The organism is Nocardia sp. NPDC058480 (assembly GCF_042720495.1).
Lineage (GTDB): Bacteria > Actinomycetota > Actinomycetes > Mycobacteriales > Mycobacteriaceae > Nocardia.
In genome coordinates, this window is the sequence record NZ_JBHXMN010000018.1 from 1 (window position 1) to 19,495 (window position 19,495).

Genomic DNA, 19,495 nt, shown 5'->3' on the forward strand with positions numbered 1-19,495 from the left:
ACAGTGTGGCACCGGGGTACGACAACAAACCAGCCACCGGGAAGCACCTGGTCCCGAAAGCCATGCAAGACCATCGCGTTCAGGGCACGCTCGGCCCTGACGGGCCCCGTGTGGGCCTTCACCACCGCCCTGAAGCGCGGCACACTGGCCCACACCCGGTAGCTCCCGCGACTGGTCTGTTCGTGGGCGTGGGGACCCGGAGCAGGCCCGCGATCAGCATTTCGTACGTTCGGCGCGGTCCGTGCTGGTCGTCGGCGTGCGCGTGCCGGTGATTGTCGTACCCCGGTGCCAGACTCTGGCAGGTGCGATGGGCGATAGCGGAGACGGGCGAGGGCGGCGCTCGGTTGTGTCCGCTCGATCAGGACGGGCATCCGGCGGGACCGGTGCTCGACGAGCCCTCGCTCGTCGAGGCGGTGCGCGCCCGCCCCGAGGTCGAGCGGTGGGTATGGCGATCCACGGCCGAGATCTACCGTGCGTTGTCGGCGGCGGGTGTGTGGGTCGAACGTTGCTACGACGTGCAGGCGGCGGAGTCTCTGCTGATCGGGTACGAGGAAGGGCAGTCGGGGCAGGCGCGCTCGCTGGCGGCGGGCTGGGCACGGCTACACAACCTGGCCGTCCCGCCGGATGCTCCGGTGCGGGCCGCCGAGACGCAGCCGTCGCTGTTCGAGTCGGCCCCGGTGCCGCTGCCGCCAGGGATCGACGAGTTCACCGCCTTGCTCGCGGTCTATGCCGGGCAGGTCGCCCGCACTGCTCGGACCGAGCATCCCGAGCGCATGCGACTGCTGCTCGCCGCCGAATCGGCAGGCATGCTCGTCGCGGTCGAGATGGGCCAGCTCGGCATCCCGTGGCGCGCCGATGTGCACCGCGAACTCTTGGATTCGATGCTGGGCGAGCGCTTTCCGGGTGGATCGGAACCGCGGCGGATGGCGGAGTTGGCCGAGCAGGTGTCGCGGGCGTTCGGAACAGGGGTGCGGGTCCGGCCCGACCTGCCCGCCGACATCGTCAAAGCCTTCGGCCGCGCCGGAATCCTGCTGTCCTCCACCAGGAAATGGGAGCTCCAGCAGATCGACCACCCCGCCGTCGCCCCGCTGCTGGCCTACAAATCGCTGTACCGCCTCTACACGGCGCATGGTTGGTCCTGGCTCGAACAGTGGGTGCACGGCGGCCGCTTCCGTCCCGAATACCTACCGGGCGGCACAGTGTCTGGGCGCTGGACCACCAACGGTGGTGGCGCACTACAGATTCCGAAGATCATCCGGCAAGCGATCCGGGCCGACCCCGGATGGTCGCTGGTGGTCGCCGACGCCGACCAGATGGAGCCGAGGGTCCTCGCGGCGATCTCGCGTGACCCGGGACTGATGGACGTGGCAGGTCGTGGCGAAGACCTCTACGCGGACCTGGCCGCCCGCGGATTCGGCGGCGATCGCGATCAGGCCAAGATCGCGCTGCTCGGCGCCATCTACGGCCAGACCTCCGGCGACGCCCTCACCCACCTCGCCGGCCTGCGTCGGCGCTATCCGGCTGCCGTGGCCTACGTCGACGACGCGGCGCACGCCGGCGAGGAAGGCCGCCTCGTGCGCACCTGGTTGGGGCGCACCTGCACGCCGTTGTCGGTCGCGCTCGACGACACGGACGCGCCCCAGGACACGCGCACCGAGTTCGGCGCCAATTCCGCCGCCCGTGCCCGCGGCCGCTTCACCCGGAACTTCGTGGTGCAGGGCAGCGCCGCCGACTGGGCCCTGTTGGTGCTGGCCGGCATCCGGCACGCGATCCGCGACCTGCGCGCGGAACTGGTCTTCTTCCAGCACGACGAAGTGATCGTGCACTGCCCGACCGAGGAAGCCCCAGCGGTGGCCGCGGCGATCGCCACCGCCGCCGACACCGCGGGCCGGATCGCCTTCGGTCAGACCCCGGTCCGGTTCCCGTTCACCACCGCGGTGGTCGGGTGCTACGGCGACGCCAAGTAGGACAGCCACCCTCGGCGGCCCCGCGCGCGTAGACCACCTAGGCGGGAGCGTTTCGCATGTGAAATGTCCTGGTCACAGTGCGTCGGCGAGCGGCCGCGTCCGCATGAGCGTTTCGGTCGGCCGCGGAGCGTGCCAGATGCGCTAGTTGTCGGTGGGTGTCGGTAGCGTCTTGTCTGTGGAAACAGGGGAACGCATCCAAGAACTCGCCGCCCGGATGGTCGCGCTGCGCGACGCCTACTACCAGGGAGAGCCGCTGGTCGCGGACGCGGAATTCGACGCGATCGAAGACGAGCTGCGCGCGCTGATCACCGCGCATCCCGACCTCGCGCCGGACCCGAATCCGCTCGATCAGGTCGGTGCGCCCGCGGTGCTACACGCCCCGGTACGGCATTCGCGGCCGATGCTGTCGCTGGAGAAGGCGACCAAGCCGGAGCAGGTCGAGGCGTTCTTCGGTCGTTTCCCCGGTCAGTCGGTAGTCGTGATGCCCAAGCTCGACGGCTTGTCGCTGGCACTCGTCTTCGAGAACGGAAGACTGGCGCGTGCTGTGACACGCGGTGACGGCACCACCGGTGACGATGTGACCCCGCTGGTCCGTGCCCTCGTCGACGGGGTTCCCGAGCGGATCGACATTCCCGGCCGCGTCGAGGTGCGTGGCGAGGCGGTGATGTTGCGATCGACCTTCCTCGCCTACAACGCCGCGCACCCGGACAAGCCGCTGATCAATCCGCGCAACGCCGCGGCGGGCACCCTGCGGGCGAAGGACCCGGCCACTGTGTCCGAGCGGCGCCTACAGTTCTTCGGCTTCGACTTGGATACTCCCGCCGACGATGCCGCGCACGACCTGGGGGAAGGGCTGCGTGCGCTCGGAGTCGCGGGCGCGCAGATGCGGTTGTGTGCCGATGCCGCGCAGGCGCAGGCGGCGATCACCGAGATCGAGCAGGGCCGCAACGATCTGGACTACGACATCGACGGTGCCGTCCTACGGCTGGCCGACCGTGATGCCTACGCGGCGGCCGGAACCCGGTCCAACTCCCCGCGGGGTGCGCTGGCGTTCAAGTTCGCCGCCGAGGAGAAGACCACACTGCTGCGCGAGGTGATCTGGGACGTCGGCAAGACGGGCAAGATCGTCCCCGTCGCGTGGCTGGAGCCGGTGTTCGTCGGCGGCACCACGGTCACGAAGGCGACCCTGGCGAACCAAGAGGTGATCCGCGCCCGCGACATCAAAATCGGTGACACGGTGCTGGTGCGCCGCGCGGGTGATGTGATCCCGTTCGTGGCAGGCGTGCTCGATGCCGCCAAGCGCACCGGCGAGGAAATCGACATCGTGTCACCCACCGTCTGCCCCTCGTGCGGGCAGCCGGTCACCGAGCAGGGCAACAGTCGAGAACTGTTCTGCACCAACGTTTCCTGTCCGGCGCAGACCGTGCGCAGGCTGATCCACTGGGCCTCGCGCGCGGCCGCCGACATCGACGCCATCGGGGGCGTGTGGATCGAACGCCTCGCCGAGGCAGGCATTCTCGAAAGCCCGTCGGACTTCTACACCCTTACCAAGGAGCGACTGCTCGAATTCGACCGCGTCGGCGAGATTTCCGCCGCGCGCATGATCGATTCGATCGACGCCAGCCGCCAGGTCGGCCTACGCCGCGCCCTGATCGGCCTTGCCATCCCGATGGCCTCCGACGGCACCGCCGCTCGGCTGGCCCGCGCGGGATTCGGCTCCCTGGAAGAAGTCGCCGACGCGGGTGAGGAACGACTCGTCGCGGTGGAAGACATCGGACCGAAGGTCGCCGCCTCCTTGGTCGCACACCTGACACGACTGCGTCCTGAACTGGACCGCCTCCGCGAGCTCGGCGTCAGTCTGGACGTGCGTGAGGAAGACCTGCCGCCCGTCATCGCGGCAGGTGCGCCCCTCGAGGGAAAAACGGTCGTGATCACCGGCGCGATCAGCGACCCACGCTCCGGCGAGAAGGTGGCCCGCCCGACGTTCCAGCGCCTGTGTGAGCAGGCGGGGGCGACGGCGGCCTCCTCCGTCTCGGCGAACACCGACATGCTCATCACCGGCGCGGGAGTCGGTGACAGCAAGCTGGCCAAGGCGGGCAAGCTCGGCGTCGAGGTCGTCGACCAGGGCGAGATCTGGAAGCTGCTGATCGACGCCAAGGTCATCTGACATCGGCGCGATACGCCTCTCTCAATCAGTCCGATGGTCGGGGGAGCGGCCTGCGACGTAGTCCTTGGCCCAGCGGTAGTCGGGTTTGCCGCTGGGTGACCGGGAGATGGTCTCGGCGATCCAGATCTGTTTGGGCACTTTGTAACCGGCGAGATGGGGGCGCAGGTGGGTGCGGACGGCATCGAAGTCCAGGGTGCGGTCGGGGGCGATCGAGATGATCGCGGCGACCTGCTGGCCCCACCGTTCGTGGTCGACGCCGATGACGACCGCGTCGTAGATCGCCTCGTGGGATTTCACCACCGACTCGACCTCCTCGGGGAATACCTTCTCCCCACCGGTGTTGATCACCATGTTGCCGCGCCCGATCAGGGTGATGGAGCCGTCGGGCTCGGCGCGGGCCCGGTCGTCGGTGACCACGATGCGGGCTCCGTCGACCGTCTTGAACAGCCGGGCGGTGCGGTCGGGATCGTTGTAATAGCCGATCGGTACCGCGCCGGTCTTGGCCAGCCAGCCCTCCTCGCCGGGGTCGACGGGCCGTCCGTCTTCGCCGACCACCACCGCGCCGCGCCCGGTCTGCACCCGTGGCCCGCGCGCCGGATCGTCGTCCTTCTGCGCGAAACCGATACCGCCGAAACCGGTTTCGGACGACCCGATCGAGTCCGACACCATCGTCGTCGGAAACTTCTCCAGCAGCGCGTTCTTCACCGGTTGGGACAGCAGCGCGGCCCCCGAAGCGATGACCAGCAGCGACGAGGCGTCCACCGGTTCCTCGTCGAAGGCATCGATGAGCGGGCGTGCCATCGCGTCACCGGTGATGACCATGACGTGCGGATGATGCGTGGCAACCGACTGCCACACCTGCGCCGGATCGAAGCGCGGCTCGAACAGCACGGAATTGCCCGACCAGAGCGCGTTGAACGTCGGCATCATCGCCGCGGCGTGGATCAGCGGCGGGAGCACGAACCAGATGCTCGGCACCGCCTGCACACCGTTCGCGGACTGCTGATATTCGTCGCGCACCGGTTCGCCGCTGTAGAAGTCGACGCCGCCGCCGAGCACGCGCCACATGTCCTCCTGCCGCCACATGACGCCCTTCGGCATGCCGGTTGTCCCACCGGTGTACATCATGAACAGGTCGTCCGCGGTGCGGGTTACCTTGGGGCGGAACGGTTTTCCCGCCTCGATGAGCTGCTCGTAGAGGAGCGAGCCCGCACCGGGCACCCCGATATCGCGGTCGTCGTCGACGCAGATCGACTGACGCACAGTCGGCGTGAGCTCGAGGGCCGCGCGGACGGTGTCGCCGTAACAGGCGTGGTACACCAGCACTTCGAGGTCGGCGTTGCCGTAGACGTAGGCCAGCTCGGTCGGGCCGTACCGGTAGTTGATATTGATCGGGACGGCGGCCAGCTTGAAGCAGGCGATCAACGTCTCCATGGTTTCGATGCTGTTGTGCATCTGGAAGCCCACGTGCGTGCCGTGACCGACGCCCGACTCGGCCAACTGGTCGGCGAGCCGGTTGGCACGAATATCGAGCTCCCGGAAGGTCACTCGACGATCGCGCTGAATGAGGGCGATCCGATCGGGCATGGCGTCGACGGAATGTTCGAACAGGTCGGCGAAGTTGTTGGCCATCTCAGTCCATCTCTTGACGATCTCTCACACGACGGTGAGTGGCAGGGGTTTTCCGCGGTCGGTGAAGGCGAAACCCGCACCGGTGCTGAATCGGGTCACCGCGACCTCGGAAGCTTCTCGGAACGGTTGCTCGGCCAGGTCGATGTCGACGGTCCAGCCGTGCTGGTCCGTCCCGGCGACACGGGCGACGAAGCGCGGGTTGACCCCGCGGACAAGGGCATCGAGGGGCCGCAGATCTTCGGGAGACAGCATCGAAGACCAGGCCCCGTCGGTTCGAGCCCCACTGGCGTGCGGAAAACGCAGGCGCACACCGGATGGCAGCATCGAGATATCGATATCGGTGTAGCTTGCCGGGTTCAGCGCCGGATGTAGGCGAAGGACCGTGGCGAGCGCGTGCGGGTCGTCATCGAGGGCCAGGCATTTGCGGATGCGCTCGGAGGTCAGTCCGGCGATCCCGGCGAACTGTTTGCGCCCGATCCCGAGGGCGGTCGCCGCATCGGTGCGTTCCCTGATGGCGACCATGAACCCGAGGGTCAGTAGATGCTGCTGCAGGCAGATCTCATCGGCCATCCGCCGCAATGCCGCGTGCGAGAAATCGGCGAACCGCAGATCGCTCAGCAGCGGCCCGGTGTAGTCGGCCAGACCTTCCGCACGCGAATCGATCTCCGCCAATTCCAGCCCCGCGGCAACGGAATTCGCGACGAGCGCCGCGTTGCGTGGCACGGCGGGCGGGACGTGCGCGGGATCGATGACGACCGTCCACGCGCACACCGGGGTCCGGTCGGCGGGCCGGCGCGGCGGACGGTGCACCGGTCGGACCTGGGCGTGCGGGTTGGTGGCGAGGGCCGTCGCGTCGAAGGTCGGGTCCTCGATGTCGTGGCACATCGCCACCACGAACTCCTCGCCCATCGGCTCGACATCGGCCAGCGCACCGCAGTGATCGAGCCAGAACTCACCGTGATCGTGGTCGTCGACCCGGAACCGGAAGTCCATGAACTGCGGTGGCGCGCCGATATCGAGTTGCAGCCCTTTGAAGATGGTCTCGACGCTGTCCCCGGCGAACCCGAGTGCTCGCTGCATGCGGCGGGTGTAGATCGGGCTGGCCAGCTGCCACTCCTCGATCGCCACCGCTGTCATTCCCTCGCGACCGAAAGCGGCGATGGTGTGCGCCATCCCGGACCGGTCGATGAGGTGACCACACAGCAGCAACTCGGGGACCAGCGCGGCCAGCTGGTCCCTGGACAGCATGGTGAAGCCGCTCATCGGTGTCACCACAGGGAGGCGGGTGATTCGCCGACGCGGAACCAGCCGGGCAGTGGATCACGCGATACCGAGCGCTCGATGCGCTTGTGCATACCCGGCGACAACGCGTTGTCGGTGATCATGTCGAGGAACATCGCCGAGACATTGCCGAAGTCGAAGAAGTCGCGCTGCCAGGACCATTGGAAGTTACCGCCGTAGCGGAACCAGCTGCCGCCGATGCCCTCGGGAGAGTAGTGGCGGCCGTCGGCGCGCTTGCCCTCGTTGATCTGCTTCCAGAAGCCGATCACGGTGCCGCTGCGCTCGTCGATGACGAACTCCTGATACGGATAGGTCCAGCCTTCGAGGCCGAGCATCTCCTGACCGAGAGCGTAGTCGCGGATCTCCTCGCGGCCGACCGACATGAACTCCTGCTTGGGGCCGTAGTTCCAGCCGTAGGTCGCATCCACCGTGTACATCTCGGCGAGGGGCTTCCAGTCGCCCTTCTCCTCGCACCGCTGGTTCTCCACGACCCAGCGCCGAACCATCTCGTCGAGTTCGGACCGCTCGAAACTTGCCATCAGACTGTGCCTTTCGCAGAGGAGTCGGATTCGCCACCGGCGGCGATCGACAGAGCTTGGGTGGGGCAGTAGCGGATCGCGGCCTCGACGGCCTTGCGTTCCGCATCGCCCGGGGTGGCGTTCACGATCTCGACCAGGCCGCGTTTGGGCACGGTGAAGACGGCGGGCGCCTCGTCCTGGCAGACTCCGTGTCCCTGACACAGGTCCAGATCGACCACGATTCTCATCACGCGCCCCCGTCCGGCACCGGCCGCAGCGGCGCCTCGGGCTGCACCTCGACCAGCACCATGTGGGCGCCGCGAGGGACGGAGACCACCGTCGCGACCGCATCGGCGAGGTGTTCGGGACGCAACATGTAGGGGTGGCGGGCCATGCCCCAGTCCTTCCAGTCCTGCAGCACCGGTCCGACGATCTCGGGGGTCGTGTCCATCCCCATCCCGGTCAGTGTCGGGCCCGGCCGGACCAGTGAGGCGCGAATGCCGCTGCCTTCCAGCTCCATGCGCAACTGGCCGACCATCGCTTCGAGGCCGTTCTTCGCGGCACTGTAGGCGCCCGAGCGCGGCCGTGGGTTGTCGGCGCAGTCGGAGCTGATCACGACGAGATCGCCGCGTCGCCGCGCTGTCATCCCCGGTAGTACCCGGTGGATGAGGCGTTGCGCGCCGACGAGGTGGACCTGCACCTGGAACAGGAATCGCTCCGGGTCCATCTCGCCGACCAGCGAGAATTCGATGTCGCCCGCACCGGAGACGAGAATCTCGGTCGGGCCGAGCGTGCGCTCGGCGGCCGTCACGAACTCGTCGACGGAGGCGGCATCGGTGACGTCGAGCCGGTGGGCGTAGGCCTCGCCGCCGCCGGCGCGGATCTTGGCGGCGAGCTCCTCGCACAGCTCGACCCGGCGCGCGCCCAGCGTCACCGGATGGCCGAGCTGGGCCAGGGCGACGGCGGTCGCGGCGCCGATGCCGGAGGAGGCACCTGCCACCAGCACGGGCCTGCGGTCGGGATGGGGTTCGAATCGGGGCACTAGCTGACCTCTACTGTGATGGGGAGTTTGGCGAAGCCACGGACGTTCGTGGAGTGCACCCGGGCGATGCCGTCGGCGGCCACCTCGAAAGTCGCGACCCGCGAGGCGAATTCGCCGAGCACGATGGTGGCCTCCAGCCGGGCCAGGTGCGCGCCGAGGCAGAAGTGCACGCCCGCACCGAAACTGGCGAGCGCCGAGCTGCTACTGCGATCGATGACGTAGCTGTCACCGTCGTCGAAGGCCGCCGGATCGCGGTTGGCCGAGCCGATCAGCAACAGCACCTTCGCGCCCGCCGGGATGGTGCCGCCGTGATAGTCGAGGTCGACCGCCGCGGTGCGGGCCACGATCTGGCTGGAGGTGTCGTAGCGCAGGGTCTCCTCCACCCAGTCGCTGACCAGCTCCGGCTCGGCGACGACCTTGGCGTACTCCGCGGGGTTGGCGCCGGCCCAGTACAGCGCGTTGCCCAAAAGCTTTGTGGTGGTCTCGTTTCCGGCGACAACCATCAGGAACATGAAGCCGATGATCTCCTCGTCGGTGAGGGTGTCGTCATCGATCTCGGCATCGAGCAGCGCCGAGGTGAGATCGTCGGCGGGCGCGGCGCGGCGCTGGGCGACCATGTCGGCGTAGTAGCCGAACAGTCGGATCGAGGCGTCGATCGCGTCGACAGGTACGTCGAGCACGCCCTCTTCGCGGTGCACCACCAGGTCGGCCAAGCGGCGGATCTCGGCGCGATCGGGCTCGGGCACGCCCATCAGTTCGGAGATGACGTCCATCGGCAGCTTGCCCGCGACCTCGTCGATCCAGTCGAAGCTGCCGCGCGCGAGCGCCGGCTCGAGATGCTCCAGGGTGATCTCCCGGATCCGGACTTCCATCTCGGCGACACGTTTCGGTGTGAAACCCTTGAAAACGAGTCTGCGCATGCGCATATGCCGCGGATCGTCCATCGCCAGGAATGACATCACCCGATGTGCGTGCGGACCCCAGGCCGCCGGATCGAGGGAGACACCATTCGCGCTCGATAGCCGATTGCTGTCCCGAAATGCCGCGACCACATCGGAATGCCGGGAAAGCGCCCAGAAATCGAGCTCCGGATTGTGGTAAAGCGGCGCCTCGGTGCGCAATCGGTGGTAAGTCGGGTATGGGTCTTCATGGAATCCGTAGTCGTACGGGTCGAAAGTCACGGGTTCCACAGTGGCGCTGGTCATCGCGAATACCCCGGTTTCGATAGGTCGTCCCCTTCGGTGGCGGGGGCCGATAACCCCGAAGGAGACACGTAGCTGGACATGTGTCTGGACGGTACCACCGACACCAGTTCAGCACAACGGTTTCGGCGTCCCGCGAAGGTCTTCCGGCCGGTGAGGGCCGGGTTTTGGATCGGTCAGAGAAATGGACCAGTGTCTAGAATGTGGTCCAAATCATATGGTACGGTCGCCGACATGGCACGGGGAGACGGCGGAGTTGCACCGGCTGACGGTGGTGTGACGGGCGCTGGTAACCCGGCATCGCCGGAGGGGGAACAGGTCAGCGCTGGACAGATAGTTCGTCGGAACTTCTCCGACACGGTCCTTTCGAGTGTGGCAACTTTGGGCCGCGCATTGCGTATCGGTGCCGCGGCGATCTACATCGGTACGATCGACGCCATTCGAGGGCGATTCCAGGTGCACGAAACCCTCACGCAAGCCTGGTTTCTGATCAGAGTCACCGCGGTGCCGAGCATTTTGATGGCCATTCCGTTCGGTGTCATCGTTTCCGCGCAAGTCGGCAATATCGTGTCCGAACTCGGCGCCGATTCGATGATCGGTGCGGCAGGCGGACTCGGCGTCATCAAACAGGGTGCGCCGATGGCCACCGCGATGCTGCTCGGCGGAGCGGGCGCCGCCGCCATCGCGGCCGACCTGGGTGCGAGGACCGTCCGCGAAGAGGTCGACGCACTGCGGGTGATGGGCATCGACCCGGTGCAACGCCTGGTCGTGCCGCGCATCGCGGCCATGATGCTGGTCGCGCCGCTGCTCAATGTCCTGATCATCTTCATCGGGGTCGGTTCGGGCTTCGTGGTCGCGGTGGCGGCGTTGAACGTCACCCCGGGCAGCTACTGGCAGTCCTTCGGCGCCTTCACCACCTCGATCGACGTGTGGGTCTCGCTGGTCAAGGCGCTGATCTTCGGTTTCCTGGTCGTCGTCATCGCCTGTCAACGCGGGTTGGAGGCCAAGGGCGGACCGCGCGGTGTCGCCGACGGGGTCAATGCGGCCGTGGTGATGTCGATCGCCGCGGCCGTCGTCCTGAACACCGTGATCACCCAGGTCGTCACCATGTTCTTCCCGGTGAGGATGGCCTGATGAGCGCTCCCTACTATCCCGCCGCGCTGCGGTGGGTGGGCTGGCTACGCCGCCGTGGCATTCGTCCGTTCGGCCCGATCGAGTCGATCGGGTTCGTGCTCGGCTTCTGCTGGCAGGTGCTGTCGTCGGTGCCCTACACGCTCGTGCGCTACCGCCGTCAGACGATCACGATGGTGACGGACATGACCTGGGGTCGCGGTTCGGTGATCATCGGCGGCGGCGTGGTGCCGCTGATGCTGTTGCTCGGTGCCGCGATGGGCGCGTCCATCGGCATCGAGGCGTTCAGCGCGCTCGACCTGTTGTCGCTGGGGCAACTCAGCGGTCTCATCTCGGCCTTCGGCGTGACCCGCGAACTCGCGCCCATCGCGGCCGGGATCGGATTCGCGGCGCAAGCCGGGTGCCGGATGACCGCGGAGATCGGCTCCATGCGCATCTCCGAGGAGATCGACGCACTCGAGTCGCTCGGCATCCGGTCGGTGCCGTTCGTCGTGACGACCCGGGTGATCGCCGGGATCTTCGCCGTCGCACCGGCATTCGTGGTCGCGTTGATCCTGAGCTATTTCTCCTGTGCCTTCATCGTCACGACCATCCACGGGACACCGACCGGAACCTACAACCACTACTTCGATCAGTTCGTCGTCGGCTGGGATGTCTTCGCCGCGACCGTCAAGGTGATGGTGTTCGCGGTCGCTGTCGTGCTGATCCATTGCTATCAGGGCTATTTCGCCACGGGCGGTCCCGAGGGCGTCGGCATCGGTTCCGGGCGCGCCATTCGGGCGAGCCTGGTGGCGATCATCGCGCTCGACATGGTCGCCACCATTCTGCTGTGGGGATTCCAATCTCCCGTCACGTTCACCGGGTGATGCCATGCCTGCTTATGCCCTGCCGGGAACCGAAGTCGGGCCACTGCGCGCCCGCGTACTCGGCACCATCGCTGTCGTGCTCACGCTGCTCGGCGTGCTCGTCTGGCGAGTGGTGCCCGACAGTGAGCCCGCCGACCAGATCCAGGTCGCGCTGCTGGTCGGCGAGGTCGGCGAGGGCGTCGGGGAGGGGACCGACGTCCGGCTCGACGGCGTGCGCGTCGGCTCGGTCGCCGCGATCGACTTCGCGGGCCGGAGCAAGCAGCGAATCGAGCTGACGCTGAGCGGGTCTCAGCTGTTCGGCCTGACGAACGCGCTGACCGTCGACTACGCGCCGGGAAACCTCTTCGGCATCAGCGCCATCGAGCTGCACTCGACGGCGGGCGGCGCCGAACTGGTCGACGGTTCGACCGTCGACCTGACCGATCGCGAAGCCGATCGAGTCCACGACGCCACACTCTCGGCCCTGCTGAAATCGACGGGACAGCTCACCGACGAGGTGCTGACACCGAAACTCGTCGAACTGCTCAGTACGATCTCGCGCGACCTCACGGCCTTCACCCCACTGATGCAGGCGATCGGCACGACCGCCCGCTCCTATGCCGAGACCAGAGTGCTGCCGCCGTCGATGCTGTTCGAACAGTTCGGTTCGGCGCTGACCGGGTTGCCGCCGATGCTCACCGGCGGGCTGACGCTGCTGCACGCGGAGTACGCGAACAAGTACCTGGCGGTGCCCGACCAGCTCCAGCGCTTCGGCCAGATGTTCGACGGCATCCAGTACCAACTGCTGCCGACGGTCACCCAACTGCTCGGCACATCCCAACAGTATTTCGGTGGAATCCTGCCCATGATCAGCCTTGTCCTCGACCGCCTTTCCGCGTCGGTCAGCACCCCGGAACGCTCGGCGCAGCAGCTGAGCGAACTGCTCGCTCGCCTCGACACCGCCTTCCGTGACACACCCAACGGTCCGGTGCTCACCGCCGGGGTCGAACTGGATGTGGTGCCCGGCCTGGCGGCACCCCTGTCGTCGATACTCGGGGGCGTCCGCTGATGACGACACGTTCCCTGCTGCTGCGCGTCGCCACTGCGGTCCTGCTGATGGGTGTGATCCTGGTGGGCGTCCTGCGCGTGATCGAGCGACCCGTCGACGGCGAAACAGACACCTACACAGCGCTGTTCACCGACGCGAACGGCCTGCGTGATGGCGACGACGTGCGCCTCTACGGCGTTCAGGTCGGCAAGGTGCGTGCGGTCGAACTCGACGGCGCACTCGCCCGCGTGACTTTCACCGTCAGCCGGGATCGGGCGCTGTTCACCAACAGTGTCATCGCCATTCGATACCAGAACCTCACCGGTTTCCGGTATCTGGACATCGAGCAGCCCGAACAGCCTGCGGGCCGACGTGATCCGAAATCGGTCTTCGGCACCGCGGAAACGGTGCCCGACTTCGACATCACCCGACTGTTCAAAGGCTTGCAGCCGGTGCTGGCCGAACTCTCGCCCGATGATCTCAATCAATTCGCGACCAGCATTCTCGCGGTGATCCAGGGGGACGGAACGGGTCTCGGGCAGGCGCTGGGCGCGATCGACAAGCTCAGCCGCTACGCCTCCGATCGGCAGGCGGTGCTGGCGACCCTGGCGGGCAACCTCGCCCAGGTGGCCGATCATCTCGGCGGAAAGTCGGGCAACGCGATGACCCTGCTCACCAATCTGACCAACCTGTTCATCACCATCACCGAGAAACTGCCCGGACTCGTCGACTTCTCGAACGGGATTCCCGGTGTACTGCAACCACTTCGGAGCATGCTCACCGTCATCGGGGCCACCGGCGAACCCGGCGGAGACCTCGAGGTAGCGCTGCGAAGGGCATTCCCCGACCCGTACGACGCGGTGGCCGCGTTCGAGAGCCTGCCCGGTCTCATTCAGGCGATGACACAGGCGATTCCACCCACCGGACCCGACCTCACTTGCTCGCACGGGGATGCCACGGCGCCCCAACCTCTGCAAGTGCTCATCGCCGGACAGGGGATCGTGCTGTGTCACCGATAGGGCGCGGACGCGCCGCCGATCCGCGGGCAGGCGAATTGCGGTGGGGGATAGCGGGAATGTGTGCGGCTGTCCTGTTGCTGGTCGCGATCGGCGCGGTCTATGTCACCGGAACAACCGCGGAGCGTACGTATTCCGCCGAGATGACCCAGGCGGGCTCGGTTCGCACGGGCGACGACGTGCGGCTGGCGGGGATACCCGTCGGGAAGGTGACCTCGCTGACCCTGCTGCCCGATCGGGTCAGGATGGAATTCACCGTCACCGAGGACGCGTTCCTCGGTGATCAGACCACCCTCGACATCCGGATGCTGACCTTCGTCGGTGGCTACTACGTGGCTGTCCTGCCCGCCGGGACGAAACCGCTCGGCGCCGCGGTGATCCCCGTGGAGCGAGTCATCGTGCCCTACAACCTGACCAAGGCGTTCCAGGACGCGGTGGAGCCGGTGCGCCGGATCGACGGGAATGTCTTCCGGCAAGACCTCGCCGCACTGTCCACCGCGATCGACAAGAGCCCGGATGCCGTGCGGTCGACGGTGCGCGCGGCCGGCGACGTGGTCGCGATCCTGGACGAGCAGAACGCCGACATCTCCCGCGCCCTGTCCATCGCCGACGAATACCTGACCGCACTCAACGCGAACGCCGATGTGCTGGCGGATCTACTCATCACCCTCGGCACGCTCGAACAGATCATCCAGACCAACAAGGTGCAGGTCGCCGAATCCCTGCGTGACCTCGCGGTAATCCTGCAAGACCTGACTCCGCTCGGTCGGGCGTGGGACGCGTCGATCAGGCAGCGCGCCCAGCCGCTCGCCGATGCCATCCCCGCGCTGGAGGAGCTCGGCGGGCGTCTGGGCACCCTGCTCGATTCCGTGCGGGCACTCGGGCAACGGTTGCTGCCGTTGATGCCGGCGGGCGGTGGGGTGAGTGTCGACCAGTCCGGCGCGACGATCCAGCTGCCCGCCGTGTGCGTGCCACTGCCGGGAGGGGGCTGTTGATGCTGCAGAAGATCCTGGGATCGCGCGGGCTGATGTCGGCCGTGGTCGTCGTGACGCTCGTCCTCGCCGGTGCGATCGGCCTGCGGCTGAGCTCGCCGAATCCGCCGATGCGTAGCTACTGCGCCGAAATGCCGGACAGCATCGGACTTTACGAGGGCAGCGCGGTCACGGTGATGGGGGTGCAGGTCGGGCGGGTCACCGAGATCAGCATCGCCGGTGCGGTGGCGCGCGTCGAATTCGCCATCCGGGCCGACCGCAAGCTGCCGACCGACGTCGGGGCGGTGACCGTCAGCGACACCTTGATCGCCGACCGGCGGCTGGCCCTGATCGGCGCCGAACCCGCTGGGCCAGGCTGGAATTCGAGCGAGTGCATCACCAAGACGCTGACCCCCAAGAGCCTGACGCAGACCTTCGACGCCCTGGCCGGGCTCGCCGACCAGCTCAACGGTGCGCGAGATGCCGTGCAGCGCACCGCTATCGGGGCCGGAGTCGATGCGCTCGATCGCGCGACGGCGGGGACAGGCGATCAGATCAACGACATCATCGCCGCGCTGAGCCGGGCACTGGCCGCACCCGACGCCGCGATCGGCCACATCGGGCAACTGCTCGACGCGCTCACCGAACTCGCGCACCGGGCCCGCGGCGGCTGGTCCCAGGTGGAGACCACGGTGAGCGGGCTGCCGCAGACGTTCAACGACATCGTCACCATCGCGTTCCCGCCGGTTATCGAGCTCGTCGCCGCGCTCGCCGACCTGCTGCCCCAGCTCAACGACGTGATCGTGATGTTCGGGTCGCCCGCGCTGCGAGCGTTGGATTCCGTACCGGATCTTTCGCGCATGATCGCGGCGGGCGTCGGCTCGCTCGCCGACATCATCGCCATGGCGCCGGCCGTCGCTAGCGGCTTCGCCGGTGCCGTCGACCCGGTCAGCGGAGCGCTGAACATCGGCTACGCACCACCGAAACTCGTACTCGCCCAGCACGACACGGCCCAGGTCTGTGCGGCCGTGCAGATCATCACCGGGCAGCTCTGCCAGACGGCCGAAAGCGGTGCGATGACGATTCCTGCCCTGCCCGTCCTGCTCGGGGCGGTGAGCGCACGATGAGACGCGCCGCGCTGCTGCTGTTCACGGTGCTGCTCGCCGCCACCGGCTGCGGTTTCCAGCCCGCTGACCTACCGGTACCGGGATCGGGCGTCGACGGTCCCACGTATCAGCTGCGCATCGAGTTCGCCGATGTGCTCAATCTCCCGCAGGGCGCCAAAGTGATCGCGGCGGGCGTCCGGGTCGGCATGCTCACCGGCGTCACCCTCGTCGATCCTGTCGCCGCCACACCGGACCGGGCGGCCGAACCCGGCTATGCCGTCGCCGATGTCGCCATCGGGCAGTCGGTCCGGCTCTCGGTCGGCACCACCGCCGAACTTCGCCAGGAGACCCCGCTCGGCGACGTCCACATCGCGCTGAGCGAACCGGTGGAAGCGACGGCGGGCGAGCTGACACCGGGCGCGACCATCCCGCTCGCGGACACCACCCAGTCGCCCCCGATCGAGGACATCCTGGCCGGTCTGTCCACCTTCATCGGCAGTGGCGCGGTGACCGATTTCCAGAGCATCGTCCGCACGATGAACGGTGTGTTCCCCGACGATCCGCGCGACACCGCCCGCCTCGCGGACATTCTCGGCGCCGACATCACCGACCTCGGCGACCACCTGCATTCGGTCGACGCCCTGCTCGACGGGTTGGAGGCCACGGTCGAAGAGGGCATGCAGCAGAACCTGCCGATTCTCGACGTACTGCTCACGCCCTACGGCGTCCAACACACCACCGATGCGGTGAACGCGCAGATCCGGGTCATCTTCGTGCTCACTGCGCTCGGCCCGGTCGCGCCGAGCGCGCAGTGGCTCGGCCCGCTGCTGTCCTCCCTGGACGACACCACGCGCGCCCTGGTCCCCATGCTGCTGGGCAGCCGCCCGCTCGACGCCGATTCACCGTCGAACATGAAGGCGCTCATCGACCTGATCAATACCGATCTCGTCCCGTTCGCCACCCACGGCCCGAAGGTCGACCTGGTCGACGTCACCCTCGGGCCATCGAACCCTGGTATCACGCAGGACGAGCACACCGCCCGCATCGTCGACACCCTGCGAATGATCGGACTCGTGCGATGAATCTCCGTGCGGCAGTATCGCTTTCCGCGATCGCGGCGGTCCTGGTCTTCGGTGTCGGGTACATGTCGCTCGGCGTGCTGCGGCTGGACCCGCGATTGAGCTACATCACCGCCGACATGCGCCTCGACAACTCGGGCGGACTCGCCCCGAATTCGCCTGTCCTGCTCGCCGGTGTCCAGGTCGGCCGCACCGAGTCGGTGCGCAAGCAGGCGGGCGGGGTGCTCGTTCGGCTGCGGATCGACAGCCGCTACCGAATCCCGGTGTCCAGCGATGTCCGGATCGAGCAGCTGTCGGCCCTCGGCGAGCCCTACATCGCCTTCGCGCCGGAATCCGGTGCCGGCCCGTATCTCGAGGACGGCCAGGTCGTCGCGGCGGACCGGATCCACCTGCCGATGACCATCACGGCACTGTCGGCCCGACTGGTCGAGTTGCTCGACCAGATCCATCCCGAGGCGATCGCGAACCTGGTCGATACCTTCGACCGCGCGCTGGCCGGAACGGACACGGCGATGCAGACCCTGCAGCGGTCGTCGACCCTGCTCGCGGCCACCTTGCTCAGCCGCACCGAAGCCGTTCGGCAACTGTTCGCCGACATGCAAGCTCTCGGCGGCGACATGGCCTGGCTCGGGCCATCACTCGGTACGGCGGGCCCGCTGTTCGGCGAGTTCGGCGTGACGCTGAACGCGATCGTCGAGTCGGGATCCGAGCTCGTCGAGGCCCGTCCGGTGCCCGCCTACTTCACCGGTGACGGCCTCGTGCCGTTCCTGGCCGACCTGACCACCCTGATCGACGAGATCGGGCCGAGCATCGCCCCGCTGGGACAGATTCTCGGTCCGGTCGTCACCGATGCGGTGAACCGGACACCCGCCATCGACATCAGCACCCTGATCGACCAAGCCCTACAGAGCGTGGACGCCGACGGCACAGTGCACTTCCGGATCGGCGTCAAATAGCGGACAAAGGACAGCCCATGAGTACAGCGACCGAAGAAGCCACCACCACCGAGGCAGGCGAACAGTCGCCGCGCACCGTGTCCCTCCGACTGTCGACCGTGCTGGCCACCGCCACGATCGGCGTCCTCGTCGCCGCGGTCGTCACCTTCGCGGCGCTGTACTTCTCGGCCGAGGCGACGATCGCCGACCGGGACGCACGCGACGCCGACGCCCGGCACGTCGAACAGATCGCGTCGGACTACGGGGTCGGCGCGTCCACTATCGACTACCGCGACGTGCAGGCGTGGTTCACCCGGTTGCGGACCGGCACTACCCCGCAACTCGCCGCGAAATTCGACGCCACCGCACCGCAATTGGAGCAGATCCTGCTCCCACTGCAGTGGACGTCGAAGGCGACGCCGCTCTCGGCGACCGTGACCTCGGAAAGCGGTGGCATCTACAAGGTCAACGCCTACCTCGACGTGGTCTCCACCAGCGCCCAGACGCCAGAGGGCACCCGGACCACCGTCACCTATTCGCTCACCGTCGATCGCAATGCCGACTGGCAGATCACCGAGGTGGGTGGCCTGCAGAACGCGCTGCCGACCAAGTAGCCGACTCAGTAGGCGATGAAGAGGATCTCGTCGGGGGTGTAGTCGTGTCCGGGGTGGTTCTCGGCCAGGTGCGCCTGGGTCTGCTTGATCAGGTCGTCTTCGTCGGTGCCCCGAATGCTGACGCCGCAGGGGCAGTTCAGTCGAGTCTTCATCGGTGATCTCCTTTGGTTCCGACTATCCGAGCAGGTTTCCGGACAGTAGTCCGGATTGTATTCCAGTTCGTATGTTAGCGTGGCCCGCATGGGAGCTGTAGACGAAATCTCCGCCGGTACCAGCGACCTGTTCGCACTCGCCGAACAGACCATCGGATTCATGCCGCCGGACGAGGGACACGCACTCTACGCTGCCGCTCGCGCGTACGCGGGCGACGGAACCATCATGGAGATCGGCACCTACTGCGGCAAGTCGACGGTCTATCTGGGCGCCGCCGCCCGCGAAACCGGCGCTGCTGTTTTCACCGTCGACCACCACCGTGGCTCCGAGGAACACCAGCCGGGCTGGGAGTACCACGACACCACGCTGGTCGACCCGGAGACCGCTGTCTTCGACACCGTGACCACGTTCCGGCGCACCATGATTCGCGCGGGCCTCACCGACACGGTGACCGCGATCATCGGCTCTTCCACCGCCGCCGCACACATCTGGCGGGTCCCGCTGCGCATGCTGTTCATCGATGGCGGCCACACCGAGGAAGCCGCCCAGCGCGACTACGACAACTGGGTGCACTGGGTGGCAGGTGGCGGGCTGCTCGCCATCCACGATGTCTTCCCCGACCCCGCCGATGGTGGCCGCGCACCGTTCAACATCTACCGCCGCGCACTCGACAGCGGCAAGTTCACCGAGCTCTCGGTCACCGGTTCGCTGCGCATCCTGCAGCGCACCGCCGCGTGCGGCTGAGCCCCGCCGCCGCGTGCGGGTGGGCCCACCGCCGCGTGCGGGTG

Annotated in this window: 19 protein-coding genes; 12 read left to right on the forward strand and 7 right to left on the reverse strand. The window is 67.4% G+C overall.

All coding sequences use genetic code 11. From position 1 onward, the window contains the following. The first annotated feature begins 302 nt into the window (after positions 1–302). Positions 303–1,967 carry a bifunctional 3'-5' exonuclease/DNA polymerase gene (locus ACFWO8_RS28745; protein WP_378968362.1) on the forward strand — a complete coding sequence of 555 codons (1,665 nt, stop codon included), beginning with the start codon at positions 303–305 and terminating at the stop codon, positions 1,965–1,967. 175 nt (positions 1,968–2,142) lie between these two features. Next, entirely contained in the window at positions 2,143–4,134 is a 1,992-nt protein-coding gene (gene ligA, locus ACFWO8_RS28750; RefSeq protein WP_378968382.1) for an NAD-dependent DNA ligase LigA, read from the forward strand. A gap of 21 nt (positions 4,135–4,155) precedes the next feature. Here the strand turns inward: ligA and ACFWO8_RS28755 are convergent, their stop codons facing one another. Genes ACFWO8_RS28755 through ACFWO8_RS28780 form a run of 6 tightly spaced genes read right to left on the reverse strand, consistent with a single transcriptional unit; the run spans position 4,156 to position 9,812 of the window. Then, the gene (locus ACFWO8_RS28755; RefSeq protein WP_378968390.1) at positions 4,156–5,766 is read right to left on the reverse strand and encodes an acyl-CoA synthetase; all 1,611 of its coding nucleotides are present in this window, start codon (positions 5,764–5,766) and stop codon (positions 4,156–4,158) included. Positions 5,767–5,790: 24 nt separating this feature from the next. Then, positions 5,791–7,029, reverse strand: a complete 1,239-nt coding sequence (locus ACFWO8_RS28760) for a hypothetical protein (RefSeq protein ID WP_378968400.1) — start codon at positions 7,027–7,029, stop codon at positions 5,791–5,793. Between the two features lie 5 nt (positions 7,030–7,034). Continuing rightward, on the reverse strand, positions 7,035–7,586 hold the full coding sequence (locus ACFWO8_RS28765) for a nuclear transport factor 2 family protein (protein ID WP_378968415.1): 552 nt from the start codon (positions 7,584–7,586) through the stop codon (positions 7,035–7,037). Beyond that, positions 7,586–7,813 (reverse strand): ferredoxin, encoded by a 228-nt coding sequence (locus ACFWO8_RS28770; RefSeq protein ID WP_378968434.1) that lies wholly within the window; start codon positions 7,811–7,813, stop codon positions 7,586–7,588. The genes ACFWO8_RS28765 and ACFWO8_RS28770 overlap by 1 nt, the downstream gene beginning before the upstream one ends. Then, the gene (locus tag ACFWO8_RS28775) at positions 7,813–8,607 is read right to left on the reverse strand and encodes an SDR family oxidoreductase (RefSeq protein WP_378968443.1); all 795 of its coding nucleotides are present in this window, start codon (positions 8,605–8,607) and stop codon (positions 7,813–7,815) included. Before ACFWO8_RS28775 ends, ACFWO8_RS28770 begins: the two co-directional genes overlap by 1 nt. Then, the gene (locus ACFWO8_RS28780; protein WP_378968449.1) at positions 8,607–9,812 is read right to left on the reverse strand and encodes a cytochrome P450; all 1,206 of its coding nucleotides are present in this window, start codon (positions 9,810–9,812) and stop codon (positions 8,607–8,609) included. The genes ACFWO8_RS28775 and ACFWO8_RS28780 overlap by 1 nt, the downstream gene beginning before the upstream one ends. 231 nt (positions 9,813–10,043) lie before the next feature. Between ACFWO8_RS28780 and ACFWO8_RS28785 the strand changes: the two genes are divergently transcribed. From ACFWO8_RS28785 to ACFWO8_RS28825, 9 genes are read left to right on the forward strand one after another with little or no spacing between them, the layout of a single operon-like run. Beyond that, on the forward strand, positions 10,044–10,943 hold the full coding sequence (locus ACFWO8_RS28785) for an MlaE family ABC transporter permease (RefSeq protein ID WP_378968469.1): 900 nt from the start codon (positions 10,044–10,046) through the stop codon (positions 10,941–10,943). After that, positions 10,943–11,806, forward strand: a complete 864-nt coding sequence (locus ACFWO8_RS28790) for an ABC transporter permease (RefSeq protein WP_378968481.1) — start codon at positions 10,943–10,945, stop codon at positions 11,804–11,806. The genes ACFWO8_RS28785 and ACFWO8_RS28790 overlap by 1 nt, the downstream gene beginning before the upstream one ends. A 4-nt stretch (positions 11,807–11,810) precedes the next feature. Next, entirely contained in the window at positions 11,811–12,854 is a 1,044-nt protein-coding gene (locus tag ACFWO8_RS28795; protein WP_378968495.1) for an MlaD family protein, read from the forward strand. Continuing rightward, positions 12,854–13,852, forward strand: a complete 999-nt coding sequence (locus ACFWO8_RS28800) for an MlaD family protein (RefSeq protein WP_378968500.1) — start codon at positions 12,854–12,856, stop codon at positions 13,850–13,852. The genes ACFWO8_RS28795 and ACFWO8_RS28800 overlap by 1 nt, the downstream gene beginning before the upstream one ends. Beyond that, complete coding sequence (locus tag ACFWO8_RS28805; protein WP_378968510.1) at positions 13,840–14,844, forward strand: MlaD family protein; 1,005 nt, start codon at positions 13,840–13,842, stop codon at positions 14,842–14,844. The genes ACFWO8_RS28800 and ACFWO8_RS28805 overlap by 13 nt, the downstream gene beginning before the upstream one ends. Beyond that, positions 14,844–15,947, forward strand: a complete 1,104-nt coding sequence (locus tag ACFWO8_RS28810) for an MlaD family protein (RefSeq protein WP_378968516.1) — start codon at positions 14,844–14,846, stop codon at positions 15,945–15,947. Before ACFWO8_RS28805 ends, ACFWO8_RS28810 begins: the two co-directional genes overlap by 1 nt. Beyond that, a complete protein-coding gene (locus tag ACFWO8_RS28815; RefSeq protein WP_378968524.1) occupies positions 15,944–17,008 on the forward strand; it encodes an MlaD family protein in 1,065 nt (354 codons plus the stop codon). Before ACFWO8_RS28810 ends, ACFWO8_RS28815 begins: the two co-directional genes overlap by 4 nt. Next, positions 17,005–17,961 (forward strand): MlaD family protein, encoded by a 957-nt coding sequence (locus ACFWO8_RS28820; protein WP_378968534.1) that lies wholly within the window; start codon positions 17,005–17,007, stop codon positions 17,959–17,961. Before ACFWO8_RS28815 ends, ACFWO8_RS28820 begins: the two co-directional genes overlap by 4 nt. A gap of 17 nt (positions 17,962–17,978) precedes the next feature. Next, on the forward strand, positions 17,979–18,554 hold the full coding sequence (locus ACFWO8_RS28825) for a hypothetical protein (protein ID WP_378968540.1): 576 nt from the start codon (positions 17,979–17,981) through the stop codon (positions 18,552–18,554). A 5-nt stretch (positions 18,555–18,559) separates the two neighbouring features. Here the strand turns inward: ACFWO8_RS28825 and ACFWO8_RS28830 are convergent, their stop codons facing one another. Next, positions 18,560–18,706, reverse strand: a complete 147-nt coding sequence (locus tag ACFWO8_RS28830; protein WP_378968549.1) for a DUF1059 domain-containing protein — start codon at positions 18,704–18,706, stop codon at positions 18,560–18,562. Positions 18,707–18,794: 88 nt separating this feature from the next. Here ACFWO8_RS28830 and ACFWO8_RS28835 point away from each other — a divergent pair, with 88 nt between their 5' ends. Next, positions 18,795–19,451: a class I SAM-dependent methyltransferase gene (locus ACFWO8_RS28835; RefSeq protein ID WP_378968566.1), complete on the forward strand. Its 657-nt coding sequence runs from the start codon at positions 18,795–18,797 to the stop codon at positions 19,449–19,451. The last annotated feature ends 44 nt before the right edge of the window (positions 19,452–19,495 follow it).